This window comes from Paenibacillus alkaliterrae (genome assembly GCF_021532375.1).
Taxonomy (GTDB): Bacteria; Bacillota; Bacilli; order Paenibacillales; family Paenibacillaceae; genus Pristimantibacillus; species Pristimantibacillus alkaliterrae.
The window spans coordinates 58,752-75,029 of record NZ_JAKGAP010000018.1; the positions used below are offsets into that span (position 1 = coordinate 58,752).

Genomic DNA, 16,278 nt, shown 5'->3' on the forward strand with positions numbered 1-16,278 from the left:
GTTGGATTTATCCAATAACTTCGCTCGTGCAGCACCCAATTGGCGCTCTATGTTGGATTTATCCAATAAATTCGCTCGCGCTGAAGCTGCACTAGCAATGGCGTCGGAATGGCGGATACTCCTACGATTTTGTATGCACCGATTACTGCAAGAATCGCTGCGGCCCAGTAGCCGCGCCTCGCATTCTGCGCTGATACGCAAAATGATTCGTCGGTCCATGCCCGCCACCTATGCTTAGCTGATCCTCGATCGCTGCTTGAATGAAACCTTTGGCGGTTCGAACCGCTTCGTCGACCGTTTTTCCGGAAGCTAATTCAGCCGTAACGGCGGCGGAGTACGTGCAGCCGGTTCCATGAGTATGCTGGGTGTCGATTCGTTTGGACTCCATGTATGCAAAATGACCGCCGTCGTAGACCAAGTCAATGATCCCGTCTTTACCCGTATCGTGTCCGCCTTTGATGACGACATATTGCGAGCCCATTTGGATGATTCGTTTTGCCGCTTCCTCCCGGTCATGGAGCGTGCGAATCGGCATCCTCGTCAGCAGCTCAGCTTCTGGAATGTTTGGAGTCGTAACGAGCGCTAACGGAATCAAATGTTTGATCAATGATTGAATCGCCTCCTGCTGAAGCAGGGAAGAGCCGCCCTTGGCGACCATGACCGGGTCAATGACAAGGTTTTTCCATCCATATTGCTTCACTTTCGCGGATACTGCTTGAATGATTTCCGCACTAAACAGCATCCCTGTCTTTATGGCATCCGGTGTCAGGTCCTCTCCGATCGAATCGAGCTGCCTGATGACCGCCGCTGCCTCCATGGGGTAGACGCCCTGTACACCCAGCGTGTTCTGCGCCGTTACCGCGGTGATGACGGACATGCCGTAGGCGCCAAGCTCCTGAAACGTTTTCAGATCCGCCTGTATGCCCGCTCCGCCTCCGCAGTCCGAGCCGGCAATTGTTAAAGCCTTGCTTACTTTTGCTAGAAACGCCATAAATGAGCTCCTCCTTGCAAATAAATAAAGACCCACCCGTTTCCGAAAAGAAACGAGCAGGTCCAAACGTCCTGCAAGGCTTGCGCGCATGCATGAAAGCTGTCGCTCCACTTCCCTCCGCTGGAATGATCCAGATCAGGTTCCAAGGGTCCGGAGCATTCGCTCCATCTCAGCCGGTAGACTCCCCTAGTGAATTTGAGATCCATATTCGATTTGTTTTTTTACTACTATAGCATACACTGGAGAGATGTAAAACATAATGATCCGAAAAGGGATTGAATCTATGAAAAATTTACTCGTTACCGGCTATCGCGCGCATGAGCTTAATATTTTCAGCCAAAAGCACGAGGGAATCGTATATATCAAAAAGGCTTTGGCGGGAAAGCTGGTTCCCCTTATTGAGGACGGACTCGAGTGGGTCATTACGCCCGGCCAATACGGCGTCGATCTATGGGCGTGCGAGGTCGTCATTTCGCTTAAGGAAGCGTATCCCCATTTGCGGCTGTCGATTCTGTCGGCTTACAGCAACCCGGAGGAGAAATGGAAGGACGACAAGAAGGAGTATTACGAGCAGGTGCTAAAAGGAGTTGACTACTATGCAGCGGTCAGCAAGCAGCCGTACAGCGGCATTTGGCAATTCACGGCGCGGGACGAACTGCTGTTCCGAAAGACGGACGGCATCTTGCTCGTCTATGACGAGGACGCCGGTGAGGGCAGCCCGAAGTACTTTAAAGAGAAAGCGCTGAAGAAGCAGCAGGCCGAGGGCTACGGATTCATAAGCATCAGCTCGGAGGATATTCAAAGCATTGCGGATGAGGCGAATATGTATACGGAGTGAGTAATAAAGTACTCAATACCGAGCTGTTTTTTGAAAAAATGGACTTTCCCGACAGCCTGACTCAAGCCTGAACACGGCTTGAGTTTTTTGTTTTATATTTGACAATTTAAACAAATGTTCTATAATTTAATTTAACAAATATCTAATTAGATATTTATTAAATTAGATTTGGAGGGAGGCCATTTCATGCAGTTGGATAAAGTCGTCGCCTATCATAAGGCGCTGGCGGACGCTACGAGGATCAAAATGCTTATTATGCTGGCGGAGGGCGAGCTTAACGGCCAGTTGCTTGCCGAGAAGCTGGGCGTTACGCCGGCTACAATTACGCATCATGCGACAAAATTACGTGAAGCGAGCTTAATTAACGAGCGAAGGGACAAGAACACGATTTATTTTTCGCTCAATGACTATTTTATTAAAAGCAACGCGAATGCCGCAGAGCAGCTGATCTACCGGAATGCCGGCAAAGAAAGAGGGATGGACCATATGGAGGAGAGCTATGAGCGTTTAAAGATTGCCGTCATCAAAAATTTCTTTACGGCGGACGGCAAGCTGAAGCATATGCCGGTGCAGCTAAAGAAAAAACTGATCGTGCTCCAGCATATCGTTTCGCGGTTAACGAGAGGACAACGCTACACGGAGAAGGAAATCAATCAGTTCATCAAAGGATTTCATGACGATTTCGCGACGATCCGCCGGGAATTCATTATGCATCAGCTCATGTTCAGGGAAAACGGGATTTACGAGCTGAATCCGCCAGAGCTATGGACGAAGTGGGAGACACTCGCCTGATAGCGATGCGCAAAGCCGCCTGGACAGGTTAATTGAATGAGCTGGGCGGTCGCTTCATACTTTGATTGACACCTGCAAATTGGGGTTGGTATAATATGGTACATTACATATCCCGATTAAATTTATCGGAATAGCGCAAGGCGTTTAAGGAGTGGGAAGCAGGAGGACGATAGAGATCAATTTTGCCTAAACGTATTGCTCTTCCCGTACCGACTGCATTCCGTATATAATATAAACAAACAGGTTTATTTTTTAAAAGGATAAATCCAACATAGCGCGCCAGATGGGTCTCGGAAGCGAGAAGTTACTTGATGAATATAGGAGGCAATACGATGTCTATTAGCAAAGCGAAGAAAGCAAGGCAGAAGCTGGCCCGTCAAGGTCGAACGACGCCGGATATGTTGCGAGGCAGCTGGCAGGGAGTCGATCCAGCCATGAAACGCAGCCCGACAATGCAGGAGAAGCAAGCAAGGCTGAATAAGAAGCACCGAAGGAATCACGCCCATGAGAGCGATGATTCCTTTTCTGTTTTTAAAGGCTACTATTGCTTATAACTACGGCGGGTATATCGTTAAAAATAGATGGATAATGATCACCCTCACTGGAAATAATGCTTCATGTAACAACAACCATTTCAACTATTTCCAATATGAAAAATATAGCGTCCGGGAATTTTACTTGCATGGAATAGCTGCACCTCGTTATAATAAGAACATACGTTCTTTTTGGAGGGGTGGCAATGACCGCTAAAGAGGAAGAAGCCCGCATTGCGGTGAAGACGGCGCCGCATCCGCCGATACAGACCGAGGATGAGCTCGGGCTGGTGAAGCGCTATGTGCTGCTCGGTATCGTGATGCGTATACTGGACCATGATATTCGCGTGATTGGCACATCGGCCATTAAGCTGCCGAGGTTCTATGAATCGATGCTGCGCGGCATGCAGGACCGCGTGCTGCTTGATCTCGCCGCTATTAGAAGGCAGTTTCGCGAGACGGGGATTAAAGTTTATGAAGAGAAACGCGAAGCGGATGGATTGCATGCCAAGTACGTGTGCCGCGGCTACCATCATCGTTTTTTTATGCTGTGGGGGTTCGTGAAAGCAGAATCGGAACGGGTATTGAAGCGGTATTTGTCCAGCTAAAGCTGGAATTGTTCATGGTTTTGTCAAAAAAGAAAAAAAATTTTCCCTCTTTCCGCAGTTTAAGGTTGAGAACTTCGGATGATCTTATGTAATATAAGAGGTAGACATTATGATCGCAAAGGGGAGCACGTAGCAATGCACAAGTGGATTATGTTTGGTTTATTTACAGCGGCGTCGTTGCTGGGCTTATATTTGCTCACATTCGCCCTGCCTGAAAGGCCGGTTGACGAGTCTGCCTCGTTGCCGGAAGGCGTTACACTAATGAAGGTTGTAGCATCGAACGATTTCGTATTTGACCAAGCGGAATACAAAGCGAAGGTTGGAGACAAGGTTCGATTGAAGCTTTCCAATAAGAGCGGTATTCACGGCATTCATATTGATGAGCTTCAAGTAGTGCTCGACAATGATCACCCTGAAATGGATTTGGAGTTCACCGAGCCTGGGGAATATGAGATTTATTGTTCCATTCCATGCGGACAAGGACATGCAACAATGGTGTCTAAGCTGATTGTCGAAGCGGCGTAAGACTTGTTATAGAGTATGGACATGCAAAAAGGAGCCGAAAGGCTCCTTTTTGCTGACATAGAAATGTTCTTAGGCAGAACGGCGATTTCGCTCCTGTTCGCGGCCGCGTGCAATAAGCACATCGGCGACATAACCGAGCAATGCCCACGTCAGTATGGTAAGCACGTACATAAGAAGGACGCTTACCTCATGCACGTCCACGAATAGATCGACAACCCATGCGGGAACGCTCAACATGAAGAAAACAAGATTATGCGGGTCATAGCCCGTGTAATTGAACAAACAGATAGCAACACCTATAAGAGTAGCTGCAATGGTCACTGGATAGCGCATAACGTACCGATCTCCTTCATGTTAAAGATTGCCGTAATGCGACTGCTTAGGTTATTATGTGACAAAAGGACGAAATTCATGCGAGAAATCAGAGGAGGAACTAACCATGATTACACATATCGTTTGCTTTAAGTTGAAGGACAACAGCGCGGAGAGCGTTGAGCGCACCGCACAGGTGCTGCGGGACATGGAAGGACAAATCGACGAGCTGATGTCGATTGAGATCGGAATTGACGTGCTTCATTCCGAACGTTCTTACGATATTGCGCTTATTACGAAATTCGAATCGATGAAAGCGCTGGAGGCTTATCAGGTGCATCCCGTACATAAAAAAGTAATCGAGCATATGCTGCAAGTCCGCGAAGCTTCCGTCAGCGTCGATTTTGAGAGCTGAGAGGCAGGTTAACGTGACATGAGGGATGTTTACGAAATTTTGACTTATTTGCTTGTCATTATCTTTAGCAGCATCATTATGGTAGCGTGGCTGAAACGCAAAGCCAAAAAAAAGAAGCAAGGCTGAAAGCGGGCGACTAATGGATGTATTATGTGAATCGCGAACAAATTGCAGTAAGGCTGGACACGATACCTGATATCGCAACGACGATGCAATCGCTTGCTGCCAATTGGCAGGGCACGATGCTGGAGGGGCTGGCGCAGGAAAGAGCGCTTCATCTGGCTATAGAGACGGTAACCGATGTTGGCAGTTTCCTCATTGACGGGTTTATTATGCGGGATGCGAGCAGCTATGAGGATATCATCGAAATTACGGGAGAAGAAGGCGTTTTCCCGTCGGACATGCTGGAAACGCTGACCGAGCTTGTGAAGCTGCGCAAGCCGCTTGTTCAGGACTATTTCAAATGGCAGAGAAGCGATCTTCATCCGCTCACCGTGACGCTCGCTGCCGTAATGCCGGCTTTCAAACTGGCGGTTGAGCAATATTTGGAACGTGAGCTCTAGGCAGCTGCCGTAGAAATGATTGTTCATTTACGAATAGATAAAAATACGTTACAATGACGCTATCAAGCCTGCAGGGGTGGTGAAGGGTTGAAGCGGAACGGAGCGGTACGCGCAGCCGGCGTTGCAGCGGGGACGCGCGGAGACGGAACGACGCGGGAGCGGATATTAATGCTGCTGAAAACAAGCGGCAGAATGAACGCCGGCCAATTGTCGCAGGAGCTGGAATTAACGGAAATGGCGATTCGGCGGCATATGTATGCGCTGGAGAGCGAAGGCAGCGTCAACATCTTAGCCATGCGTCAAGCGATGGGAAGACCGCTGCATGTCTATGAGCTTACGGCAGAGGCAGATGAGCTTTTTCCGAAAAATTATAATATGCTCGCTTTGGATTTGCTCGGCGAGCTGGCGGACGACCCGGACACTGCAGCGCTAATCGATCGGATGTTCGAAGGACGCAGGAAGAAGCTGCTAGAGCGCTACGAGCCGCGAATGGCGGACAAGAGCTTAGAACAGAGAATAAGCGAGCTGGCCGCGATTCAAAACGCCGGGGGTTATATGGTAGACATTGAGTCCCGGAATGACGGCAGCTATATGTTTTATGAGTATAATTGTCCGATTGCCCAGGTTGCCGGCAAGTATCAGCAGGCTTGCAAATGCGAGCTTTCTTTATTCAAGGCATTATTGCTTGACGTACCTGTCGAACGAACGGAATGTTTGGCTAAGGGCGGAGGCAAGTGCAGCTATCGGATTGGATAACGCAAACATGTGAATAAGGCCGTTTCAGCAGATGATAAGTATCTGCCGAAGCGGCCTTTTTGTTGGGATGACGAACATTTTTGCCTCTGTTGTGTCAAGACGAGCCCATGCTGCTTATACTGTCATTACTCAAGTGGGCATTCGTCTATTCAAGCATATACATTGCCTTGCAATTGATGAAGGAGGAGGGAAACGGGCATGGTAATCTCATGGAGCGCGGCGATAGCCGCAGGTGCATTCGTGATTTTGGCGATAGGCATTTTGATTGCTTTGCGGTCGGCGCTCGGCAGGTTAGCGCAGATGCAGGCTTCGGCAGCCGGCATGCAGCAGGATCTGCAGAAGGTAACGACGGAACTGGGCGGGCTTGTGCACGAGGCGGAAGAAACGATAAGGGCAGCGCATCGGCAACTGCAATCGGCGAGCAGGCTGTTTGAAGCGGCGGGCCAAATCGGAGGAGCAATCGCGCATACGACATCTGCGGTGGAGCATGTAACCTCCGTTTTGTCCGAAGCGGCTGAGCTTCATGCGAAGCGTCCGGCAACGAAGCGACAGACTGGTGAAGTGCTGGAATGGGCTGAGCTAGGAATGGCAGCGTGGCAGCTGTGGCAAACTAGTCGAAAGGCAGCGGCGCCTGCCGGGGATGCCCATGAACCCGTATCCGGATCGGATTCCGAATCAAGGAGCAGAGACGAAGGGCACGCTAAGAACGAAGGGAGCAACTACAATGTCAACACGTAAACAAACAAAAGGATTTTTGCTGGGAGCATTAGCAGGAGGTGTTGTCGGCTCGATTACGGCGCTGTTGATAGCGCCGAAGGCTGGCAAGGAGCTCCGTCAGGATATTTCGGTTGGGGCACAGAAGGTTAGTGATACGACAGTGAAGGTAGCGGGTCAAGTGACCGATACGACCGGACGTCTTGCGAAGCAGCTCGGAGGCCAGGCCGTACAAATCGCCGGCAAAACGAAGCAGGTTGCCAGCAGTGTTGTAACGGGCATGAGAAGCCGGAACAAAGGCAGCGAGGAAACGGAAGCAGTTAAGGAGGAGACCGCTAACGTTGCAATATCGGTCGCGGATGGAGATCAAGAGGCGAGCGCGATCGAAACGGTAGAGGCAGGAGAGACGCAAGCGGCGGTATCGAAGGAGCTTCAATCGACTAATTAACGAATGGACCCAAATAGATCTCATGGCTGAATGCTATGGGGTCTTTTTTAATGCAACTTTCTATTTGTTCGTAACGTTAAGGACAGCGAACCGCCTAAATACAGCAAGCGAGCTCGCTAAGGATGTGACGGTGCTGTTGCTTTCTTGAACCTTGTCCGAATTTGCGATAATATATAGGTACATTTTTCTACCTGTATTCATATGCTATTCTGACTTGAATCATTACATTTTGTTCGAGAAAGCGGTGTGTTTGTGCAGCAACCGATTGCGATACTAGACTCAGGCGTAGGCGGCCTCACGGTTGTCAAGGAAGTGATGCGCCAACTGCCGCGCGAGAAAATCATTTACTTCGGCGATACGGCTCGGACACCCTATGGACCGCGATCTTCCGAAGAAGTTGTCAAATTTACGCGGGAAATCGTCGATTACTTAATTCAATTTCGTCCCAAAATGATGGTTATAGCATGTAATACGGCTACGGCCGCAGCGCTCGACGATATTCGTTCGAGGATCGTCATACCTGTAGTCGGCGTCATTAATCCTGGTGCCAGAGCGGCAATCGGGCGCACGGTAACCGGCTGCGTCGGCGTGATCGGAACGGAAGGGACCATTAAGAGCGGCGCCTACGAGCAAGCTCTGTGCGAGCTGTCGCCGCATGTGCAGGTAATCAGCGAGGCTTGTCCGAAGTTTGTGCCGCTGGTGGAGAAGGGCAATTTCCGGTCGGCAGAAACGTATGAGACCGTTCGCCTTTCAATCGGTCACTTGCGAAGCCATCCGATAGACACATTAATACTCGGGTGCACTCACTATCCCTTTTTGATAGAAACGATATCCGAGGTAATGGGTCAAGGCGTTAACCTCATCAGCTCCGCCGACGAGACCGCACGCGAGATCAGCACGATATTGCACGATAAGAGAAAGCTTGCCAGAGGAGATCAGGAGCCGATTCATCAATTTTTTTGCAGCGGACAACCGCTCTTGTTCAAGTCTATCGCCCAGCAGTGGCTGGGAGAGCAGATCGAGCTGACGCCCGTCGTTTGGCAGGTCCCTCATATTAGTTGATTGCTTAAGCAGAAGCCGGGTCCCGATAGGGGCTCGGCTTCTTCATTGTGCTGCCCGCCACATAGGACATGCTCGCTCCCGCATATCATGTTAAGAAGAAAAGCGAACAGCGGGAGGCGATGAATATGTATTCGGTACAATCATACGGGTATCTCGATTTGATTGAGGGGACAAGGCAGTTGGCAGGCAGCTATCCGTTTGTTTCGGCATATGTGATCGGAAAGAGTGTGATGGGCAAGCCGCTGATCGCGCTTCGCTGCGGAAGCGGACCGCGCCAAATTCATATGAACGCCTCCTTTCATGCTAACGAGTGGATAACGTCTGCCCTGCTCATGCGATTCGCAGCTGATTTGTCTGCGGCCTATTGCAGCGGGGAGCCTATTGGTGGACAGCAGGTAGAGCAGCTTTGCAGAGAAACCACATTGTGGGTGGTTCCGATGGTCAACCCTGACGGCGTAGAGCTTGCGCAGCGGGGTACCTCGCCATCTCATCCTTGGAATAGACAGCTGCTTGAATGGAATGGGGGGTCGGAGGATTTCAGCTGCTGGAAGGCCAACATAAGAGGCGTCGATTTGAATGATCAGTTTCCTGCGTTTTGGGAGGAGGAGTGCAGACGCCGCGGAATATCGGGACCAAGTCCGCGCGATTACCCGGGGATCCATCCTTTAAGCGAGCCCGAAGCGCTCGCCATGGCCCAGTTTACGGAGTCAATCGGATTCGATGCGGTCGTGGCGCTCCATACCCAGGGTCGGGAAATCTATTGGAACTACCGCAACTATGAGCCCGCGGATGCAGAGCAGCTGGCGCGCAGGCTTGGACAGGTAAGCGGCTATAAGCCGGTGAAGCTGACGGGCAGCGATGCAGGCTACAAGGATTGGTTTATTCAGCATTTCCGCAGGCCCGGCTTTACGGTGGAGGCGGGCTATGGTGAGAATCCGCTGCCAATGAGCAATTTCGATCAGATCTATGTCGAGCTGCAGCCGCTCTTGCTGGAGGCGCTTCGTCTATGACGGGCGCCTGCCGGCTCCACGCCGCAGGTAAATGCGGTTTGTTTGTGATATAATTGACGGCAAAGGTCTGCAAAGGTGGGAAATCAGATGCGAAAATTGCTGTCGCTGCGCCACTGGCAGCGGACGTTTGTCCGCATATTTCAGCTGCTTAGGTCGAAGGATGTTTCCCTGCTTGACAAGCTGCTTTTTTCAGTGCCGGTTTTCCTCTATTGGGTGCTGCCCGACGTGCTGCCGTTACCGTTTTTGCCAGTTGACGATATAGCCGTAACGATGATCCTCGCGGAATGGTTTGCCCGTAGAATGGAGACCAAGTATAATATGAAATAATGATTATTGCCGAAAGGCATACGAATAAGGAGCTGGGTCATTCATGAATTGCAAAATTTCAAAAAACGCCGCTAAGGTTATACAAGTCGAGTTGGACAAGCCTGAGAACGAGGGCAAGAAGCTGCGCGTTTACGTAACTCATTCGCATGGCGATCATGCGCATTACGGCATGGGCATAGACGAGCCTAATGAAAATGACGTGGTAGTATCTACGGATAAGGGCATCGACGTTATTTTGGAGAAAGGCAATGAGTTTCTGGACGGCGTTCGCATCGATTATTTCTATGTGCCGGAAGAAGGCTTTGCCGTTACGAATCCAACCAAGGGCAACCACGGCGATCATTAAGCTCTATCAGCAAAAGGTTGGAATAGGACGATGAATGATGGCTAACGATATACGGGTATGTGACAAATGCAAGCACATGAAGATGAAGACGATTGTGCCCAAGCTGCAAAAGCTGGTGCCCGATGCGGAGATTAAGGTCGGGTGCAAATCCTATTGCGGGCCATGCGCCCGTTACGCATTCATATTCGTAAACGGGCGTTACGTAAAGGCGGCGACCGAGGATGAGGCGATCGAGAAGGCCCTTCCTTTTATCAAGAAAAAGAAGTAGTTATGGATCGATTAATACGGTAATGACACAACAAGACCCAACGACAATGATATTCGTTGGGTCTTGTGCCATATAGGAGAGGAGTTCAAGGGTGGACATTACAACGCCGCAGCTGCTATACCATGGAACAACAAGCGATACGGTACAATCCTTCCAGCATAAGCTGCTGAATGCGCCATATTGGCGGCCGGGCAAAGATTTTGGGGAAGGCTTCTATACGACGATTTCAATCGCGCAAGCACGCAAATGGTCGCATAAGGCGGCTAAGGAGTCATTGGATGGAGGTCGGCCATGTGTACTCGTGGTGGAGCTGGCATCAGTGCCTGACTCCATAGAGCCGCTGCTGTTTCTATCCGATTCGCTGGCTTGGGCTTCGTTTATTTATGCCCACCGCAAGGTTACATCGAAAGGTAAAGACCCGTGCGACTCGCATCCGGACATCCTGATAGGACCGATGGCGGACAATGACACTGGAAAAATCGTACATAAAGCAGTACAATTAAAGAAAGATGAACATTGGTTTTATGAACAAATTATCGTGTCACGCGGCGGACGAAAGCTTGATTCGCTAAGGCTTGGCAATCAGGTTGTTTTTTGTTCGGAACGCTGGGAATCTCATTTGAGGCTTGTGGGCTATCATATCTATACGGGAAGCAGGTGGATGTATCATGAGAGCGAGGACGCAGGTCAGGCTAAGCTTGTATGAGCGCGGCATCGTAGAAGCGCTTGTCGAACAATACCGTTATACTGCAGCTGATGCAAGGAAGCTTGTCGTCGATTATATCGCGGTCTTACGCAAGCTTGGCGGATACGAGCAATGCACCCATTATGCACAGCTGCTGGATCGCGCGCGCCGGATGAATCACTCTGCAGAGCAATGGCTGGAACGTATCCAAGAGATCGAGAAGGGCGAGCTTAGGGACAGAGGGATTGAATCGGAAGAGCGACACTATTTGCAAACGAAGTAAGACCCTGCGACAGCGATCGTCGGGTCTTTTATTTTGTATAAAGGCCGATGTGCGATAGAACCTTTAGGAGGAAAAACTGATGCGGAAGCCGGCACGGTATTACATCATTGGACTAGCAGTTGCGGTAGCGTGTTTGGTTGCTGCAGAGCTCATATGGCTGCCGGCTCCGGTCCGGATGGGAAACGGCATGCAGTGGGTCGAGATGATCGACCGTTTGTTCTACGGCCTCGTACTTGTCCCTATTAGCTGGGCAGTTGGAGCGCTGCTTGGCATATGGGAACATCGGAGGGAGAGGCGAGTCATGCACGGCATGCTGCAGCTGGTGCGGGTTATTATAGCCATGCTCAGCATGATCGGAGCTTATTTTGTGCTATTTGCTCCCGATAGGCTTATTCTATTATTCATTATAATAGGCTCGGCAGCACCTCTTATCTTTATGGATATGCTGTTTAGCGAAGCGTTAGAGCGACCTGCGAAGTCTTTGAGAATGCCGAAGCAAAGCGGAGCGGTCATGCTGGTTACGGCTATGCTGCTTATGGTTCTGCTTTATCCTACGGGATATCGGGTGACTTATCCAGGCATGACGATTAATATGAACCGCTACGCACATGCGGAAGGAGGAGAGAGCGGAGGAACGGTGAACGGCGTGCTTGTGTTCGAAAGGCCGGCGGTATCTGCAGACTGGCTTTACGCTCGGCTGCTGCCCTTGTACGAATTCGAGAAGTTGCCGGATGATGAACCGCCGTTAACGGAATCGTATGCGCAGGTCGTCGCGATGAAGACGGACGCAAATGATGTTGCTGCCGCTGTAGCGATGCAGAAGGCGGGAGTGGGAGACGGGATATCGGCGGAAGGCGTGAGAGTTGTAGCGGTGGTAAAGGATAGTCCGGCCGAGCAGCGTCTGCAGGCAGGCGACATCATTGATAAACTGGACGAGCAGTCGGTCCGGTCGATCGGTGACATGATGTCCTATATGATAGAGTCAGTTCAGCCCGGACAGACGATTCTCGTTACGCTGAGGAGAGAAGGAGCCGTCCTGCAGATTGAGGTGCCGACCACAGCCGCAGCAGATGCGGCGGAAAGGCCTGTCTTCGGCATCTCGGTACAAACGGAGCTGCATCTCGATATACCGCGAAGCGTCGACTACAAACGATTTATGGCCCATATTGGCGGGCCTTCACACGGCGCGATGATGACGCTTGCAATTATTGACCAGCTGACGCCGGGAGGCGTAACACGCGGATTGCAGGTTGCCGGGACAGGGACAATTGAGCCGGATGGTTCGGTCGGACTTATCGGAGGCATACGGCAGAAGGCGTATGCGGTCAGTCGTACGAATGCGGATGTTTTTTTCGTGCCGGCAGTCCAGGAGGAGGATGCGCGCAGCGCGGCGCCTGATTTGAATATCGTGCCGGTGAAAACGATCGATGATGTGCTGGACTGGCTGGCGCGGCAAGACAAATGAAATAGGGGCTGTCCCTTGGGGTCATAGACCCGGGACAGCCCCTATTTCCGTTAGTCAACGGTTGGTGATGTTATCGCCTGCTCGCGGCTTCTAAAGCGCCGTTGTCTTTCCTATCGGCGCTAGCTTCCGTAATATCTTGCTCTTTGAAGCCCGCAATCAAATCGCTCATCACGATTTGGTCGGATACATTCAGCTCGGTTCGCGCTTCTTCAGCTGCGGCAAGGCAAGCTTGAATATCGCGGACGGAATTCGCGGAGATATCCCAGCACTTGCCGTTCGCGGCAATTCCGTCTCCGGAAGGCATGTAATAAACGATGCCATCCGTAAAAGCGCCGTTCCGCAGCACGACCTTCTTGCCTTCAACCGGCTGCCCGGTCAGCAGCGGCGTGCCGATCAAATATTGATCGGCAGTGGAAATGCCCAGCAGATGCATGATCGTCGGCGTCACATCAAGCTGCCCGCCGACATTTTCATACGTCCCCGCATGCGCGTCATTAGGGAGATGAACAAGCAGCGGAACCTGCTTCAAAATCATTTGGCGCTCGAGCTCACTCAGCGGTTTGCCTAAAAAGGTCTCGAACTGCGGCCAATCTTTGATGGAATTGTCATGGTCGCCGTACATGGCCAAAATCGTGTTATTCCAAAGCCCTTCGGCTTTCAAACGGTCCACGAGCTCGCCTACCGCGGCATCGACGTAATGAACGGCTTGGATATAATCGCCCAAAATCGTGCCCTCGAGCTCGCCTAAGCTCAGTTTCTTCTCCGTGTCCGGCATCGTGTAGGGATGATGGCTGGATAACGTGATGAGGAACGAGTAGAAGGGCTGCTTCTGCTCCGAGATAATGTCAAGCGACTGCCTAAAGAAGGATTTGTCTCCAAGCGCCCAGCCGATCTTCTCATCTAACGTATAATGCTTCAAGCTGTAGAAATTATCGTATTGCATATTGCGGTACATCGTATTCCGATTCCAAAAACCGCCTTCATAAGAATGGAATACGGTAGTAGAATAATCGTTTGCCTTCAACGTACTCGGCATGCAGTCGAACTCATGAGGAGCGTACTGGATAAATACGGACCCGTTCGCTACAGGCTGCAATGAGCAGTTGGAGGTAAAGTCGGCATCCGAAGTTCTTCCTTGAGCGGTTTGATGATAAAACTGGCTGAAATAGGCGCTTTGCCCCATCAGCTTGTTTAGATTAGGTGTAACCTCTTGCCCGCCAATCGACTTATTGATCATAAAATTATGGAAAGCTTCAAGCTGCACCATCAATACATTGCTGCCCGTATAAGCGCCGAATAACGCATCCTGCTCAAGGGCACCGCGCAGCTCGCCCCGTGCGCCGATCCACTTTTTCGCCTCTGCCGATTGCTCGGCCGTAACCGTCTCGGCATCGAGCCAATTCTGCTTCGCATAACGGTAAACGTCATAGCCGTGAAAGCCCAGCCCGCCCGTAACGTTATAGATCGACAGGTTCCACCAGTTTCCGACGAAAATGCCTTGCCCCCATGTGCGCTTCGCTTCATTTACGTTCGTGAATACGAGCGATATGCCGATAAAGAAAATAACGGCGCTCAGCACGATCCGAACGGTCATTTTTTTCCAGATAGGAGCATGGCTGCGATGTTTGTTTGCTTGGCTAAGATCACGGCGTCCGAGCCAAATCACATAGACCGCAAACGGAACAATCAGAATCCAGTCAAGGAAAAAAAGGATATCCTTCATGTGCAGCAGCGTTTCGATGCTTCCGCCTAACGAGTCGACTTGGCCCATCTGAAGCAGCACGGGCACGGAAATCAAATCTTGAAAATAACGGAAATAAATAAGATCGGCATACAGCACAAAGGATACGATCATATTTAGAAAAATAAGCGCAATGATACGGCCGCGTGCAGGCAGCCAAATCGTCCAGAAGCTTAAAAGCAAAATCGCGCCTATTTCGATAATCGCGTCTATGCCGTTCATTTTCATTTTGGGCAGCCCGAGAAATTCCGAGAACAGATAGAGCTTGGCCAATAGGACGATGACGAACAAGAGCAGGTCGGCGGCCTTGAAGCGCTGCAGCCAAACCAGAAGCGTACTAAAGGTGCGACGAGTCATGCTGCGATGATTAGATAACATAAGATTAATGCCCTTCCTTGCTGCTTATGCCCGATTTCCGCGAGGCGGAAGAGGGCCAAAGAACTGGTAATAGTCACATTGAATACGCCCATTGAACAGCTTGCGCTTCTTGTCCGCAGGCCGGCCGAAATAATGCTCGACCGTCGTTGAAGGACTGATGGCAAAATAGGACCATGTCGGGTAGTGCAGGGCGGTTAAGCCGAATTGTCTTAAAGCGGCTTCCGCGCCGGCGTCGTCGCCAAGGCGTTCCCCGTATGGCGGGTTTGTAATAATGACGCCGTAATCGCCTTGAAGCTTCACCTTCGAAACGGGCTGCACGGACAACTTAATTTCTTTGCCGAAGCCAGCCTTCTTGACCGCTGCCTCCGCGATTTCGATGGCGCCAGGATCGATATCCGAGCCGGCAATTTGCAGAGAGATATCGTCCTTCACTAAATCGAACGCTTCGTCGCGCGCTTCATCCCACAGCTCGTTCGGAATAAGCGGCCAACCCTCGCTGTTAAAGCTGCGGCGCAGCCCTGGCGCAATGTTCCATCCGATCATGGCCGCTTCGATCAACATCGTGCCTGAGCCGCAAAAGGGATCGTAAAGCGGCCGTTCCGGGCGCCAACGGCTTAGCTGTACGAGTGCGGCGGCCATCGTCTCGCGAATCGGCGCTTCAGTGGCAACTTTGCGATAGCCGCGTTTATGCAAGCCGTCGCCGGTTGTGTCGAGCGTAAGCATCGCCCAGTCATTCATTAGCGTAACTTCAATTACATAACGTCCGCCATCCTCGGGGAACCATTCGGTACCATAGTTCTCCGTCATTTTATCGACAACCGCTTTTTTTACGATGCTTTGGCATGCAGGGACGCTTGTGAGCTGAGATTTCTGCGAACGGCCATTGACAGGGAATTCGCCATCCTCGGGTATCCAGTTCGGCCAGTCGAGCGCTTTCGTTCCTTCGAACAGCTCCTCGAAGGTAGTTGCAGGGAATTCTCCCATTTTGATCAAAATCCGGCCCGCCGAGCGCAGCCATAAGTTGGTGCGGCAAATATCGATAGGCCCGCCCGTAAAATTAACCCGTCCGTTCTCCACCTGCAGGTCCGCATAGCCGAGATCCTTCAGCTCGCGCGCCACAACCGCCTCAAGCCCCATCGGCGCGGTTGCGATAAGCTGTAACTTTTCCATCTCACACACTCATTTCATATATACTTGACGACAAATGTAGTCGCATTT

Annotated in this window: 22 protein-coding genes and 1 riboswitch; of the genes, 18 read left to right on the forward strand and 4 right to left on the reverse strand. The window is 51.0% G+C overall.

Annotated elements, in window-relative coordinates; all coding sequences use genetic code 11:
* Window positions 1-142 precede the first annotated feature (142 nt).
* Window positions 143-991, reverse strand: a complete 849-nt coding sequence (gene thiD, locus L1N85_RS09865; RefSeq protein WP_235237390.1) for a bifunctional hydroxymethylpyrimidine kinase/phosphomethylpyrimidine kinase — start codon at window positions 989-991, stop codon at window positions 143-145.
* Window positions 992-1,086: 95 nt separating this feature from the next.
* Window positions 1,087-1,189, reverse strand: a riboswitch (TPP riboswitch).
* Between the two features lie 85 nt (window positions 1,190-1,274).
* Here thiD and L1N85_RS09870 point away from each other — a divergent pair.
* The 5 genes from L1N85_RS09870 (at window position 1,275) to L1N85_RS09890 (ending at window position 4,287) form a co-directional block, all read left to right on the forward strand.
* Entirely contained in the window at window positions 1,275-1,829 is a 555-nt protein-coding gene (locus L1N85_RS09870; protein ID WP_235237391.1) for a DUF1273 domain-containing protein, read from the forward strand.
* A gap of 186 nt (window positions 1,830-2,015) precedes the next feature.
* Entirely contained in the window at window positions 2,016-2,621 is a 606-nt protein-coding gene (locus tag L1N85_RS09875; RefSeq protein WP_235237392.1) for a DUF2087 domain-containing protein, read from the forward strand.
* Between the two features lie 332 nt (window positions 2,622-2,953).
* Window positions 2,954-3,175, forward strand: coding sequence for a hypothetical protein (locus L1N85_RS09880; RefSeq protein ID WP_235237393.1), 222 nt, complete (start codon window positions 2,954-2,956; stop codon window positions 3,173-3,175).
* 185 nt (window positions 3,176-3,360) lie between these two features.
* On the forward strand, window positions 3,361-3,762 hold the full coding sequence (locus L1N85_RS09885) for a hypothetical protein (protein WP_235237394.1): 402 nt from the start codon (window positions 3,361-3,363) through the stop codon (window positions 3,760-3,762).
* 135 nt (window positions 3,763-3,897) lie between these two features.
* On the forward strand, window positions 3,898-4,287 hold the full coding sequence (locus L1N85_RS09890; RefSeq protein WP_235237395.1) for a cupredoxin domain-containing protein: 390 nt from the start codon (window positions 3,898-3,900) through the stop codon (window positions 4,285-4,287).
* A gap of 69 nt (window positions 4,288-4,356) precedes the next feature.
* Here the strand turns inward: L1N85_RS09890 and L1N85_RS09895 are convergent, their stop codons facing one another.
* Window positions 4,357-4,620: a hypothetical protein gene (locus tag L1N85_RS09895; RefSeq protein WP_235237396.1), complete on the reverse strand. Its 264-nt coding sequence runs from the start codon at window positions 4,618-4,620 to the stop codon at window positions 4,357-4,359.
* Between the two features lie 106 nt (window positions 4,621-4,726).
* Here L1N85_RS09895 and L1N85_RS09900 point away from each other — a divergent pair, with 106 nt between their 5' ends.
* The 13 genes from L1N85_RS09900 to L1N85_RS09960 all read left to right on the forward strand — a co-directional run bounded on the left by L1N85_RS09900 (window position 4,727) and on the right by L1N85_RS09960 (window position 12,941).
* Entirely contained in the window at window positions 4,727-5,014 is a 288-nt protein-coding gene (locus L1N85_RS09900) for a Dabb family protein (RefSeq protein ID WP_235237397.1), read from the forward strand.
* A 143-nt stretch (window positions 5,015-5,157) separates the two neighbouring features.
* Complete coding sequence (locus tag L1N85_RS09905) at window positions 5,158-5,577, forward strand: DUF86 domain-containing protein (protein ID WP_235237398.1); 420 nt, start codon at window positions 5,158-5,160, stop codon at window positions 5,575-5,577.
* 87 nt (window positions 5,578-5,664) lie between these two features.
* Window positions 5,665-6,333 carry a helix-turn-helix transcriptional regulator gene (locus L1N85_RS09910; protein ID WP_268818221.1) on the forward strand — a complete coding sequence of 223 codons (669 nt, stop codon included), beginning with the start codon at window positions 5,665-5,667 and terminating at the stop codon, window positions 6,331-6,333.
* A 198-nt stretch (window positions 6,334-6,531) separates the two neighbouring features.
* On the forward strand, window positions 6,532-7,071 hold the full coding sequence (locus tag L1N85_RS09915; protein WP_235237399.1) for a DUF948 domain-containing protein: 540 nt from the start codon (window positions 6,532-6,534) through the stop codon (window positions 7,069-7,071).
* Window positions 7,058-7,495: a YtxH domain-containing protein gene (locus tag L1N85_RS09920; RefSeq protein WP_235237400.1), complete on the forward strand. Its 438-nt coding sequence runs from the start codon at window positions 7,058-7,060 to the stop codon at window positions 7,493-7,495. Before L1N85_RS09915 ends, L1N85_RS09920 begins: the two co-directional genes overlap by 14 nt.
* 246 nt (window positions 7,496-7,741) lie before the next feature.
* Window positions 7,742-8,557 (forward strand): glutamate racemase, encoded by an 816-nt coding sequence (racE, locus tag L1N85_RS09925; RefSeq protein ID WP_235237401.1) that lies wholly within the window; start codon window positions 7,742-7,744, stop codon window positions 8,555-8,557.
* A gap of 125 nt (window positions 8,558-8,682) precedes the next feature.
* Window positions 8,683-9,567, forward strand: a complete 885-nt coding sequence (locus L1N85_RS09930; RefSeq protein WP_235237402.1) for a M14 family metallopeptidase — start codon at window positions 8,683-8,685, stop codon at window positions 9,565-9,567.
* An 87-nt stretch (window positions 9,568-9,654) separates the two neighbouring features.
* Complete coding sequence (locus L1N85_RS09935) at window positions 9,655-9,894, forward strand: hypothetical protein (protein WP_235237403.1); 240 nt, start codon at window positions 9,655-9,657, stop codon at window positions 9,892-9,894.
* Window positions 9,895-9,937: 43 nt separating this feature from the next.
* Window positions 9,938-10,240 (forward strand): iron-sulfur cluster assembly accessory protein, encoded by a 303-nt coding sequence (locus tag L1N85_RS09940; RefSeq protein ID WP_235237404.1) that lies wholly within the window; start codon window positions 9,938-9,940, stop codon window positions 10,238-10,240.
* Window positions 10,241-10,277: 37 nt separating this feature from the next.
* A complete protein-coding gene (locus L1N85_RS09945) occupies window positions 10,278-10,508 on the forward strand; it encodes a DUF1450 domain-containing protein (protein WP_235237405.1) in 231 nt (76 codons plus the stop codon).
* 91 nt (window positions 10,509-10,599) lie between these two features.
* On the forward strand, window positions 10,600-11,214 hold the full coding sequence (locus tag L1N85_RS09950) for a DUF3990 domain-containing protein (RefSeq protein WP_235237406.1): 615 nt from the start codon (window positions 10,600-10,602) through the stop codon (window positions 11,212-11,214).
* Window positions 11,177-11,476 (forward strand): hypothetical protein, encoded by a 300-nt coding sequence (locus L1N85_RS09955; RefSeq protein ID WP_235237407.1) that lies wholly within the window; start codon window positions 11,177-11,179, stop codon window positions 11,474-11,476. Before L1N85_RS09950 ends, L1N85_RS09955 begins: the two co-directional genes overlap by 38 nt.
* Before the next feature lie 79 nt (window positions 11,477-11,555).
* Complete coding sequence (locus L1N85_RS09960) at window positions 11,556-12,941, forward strand: PDZ domain-containing protein (protein ID WP_235237408.1); 1,386 nt, start codon at window positions 11,556-11,558, stop codon at window positions 12,939-12,941.
* Between the two features lie 70 nt (window positions 12,942-13,011).
* Here L1N85_RS09960 and L1N85_RS09965 read toward each other — a convergent pair whose 3' ends face one another.
* Window positions 13,012-15,060, reverse strand: a complete 2,049-nt coding sequence (locus L1N85_RS09965) for an LTA synthase family protein (RefSeq protein ID WP_235237409.1) — start codon at window positions 15,058-15,060, stop codon at window positions 13,012-13,014.
* Window positions 15,061-15,084: 24 nt separating this feature from the next.
* Window positions 15,085-16,230, reverse strand: coding sequence for a THUMP domain-containing class I SAM-dependent RNA methyltransferase (locus L1N85_RS09970; protein ID WP_235237410.1), 1,146 nt, complete (start codon window positions 16,228-16,230; stop codon window positions 15,085-15,087).
* Between the last annotated feature and the right edge of the window lie 48 nt (window positions 16,231-16,278).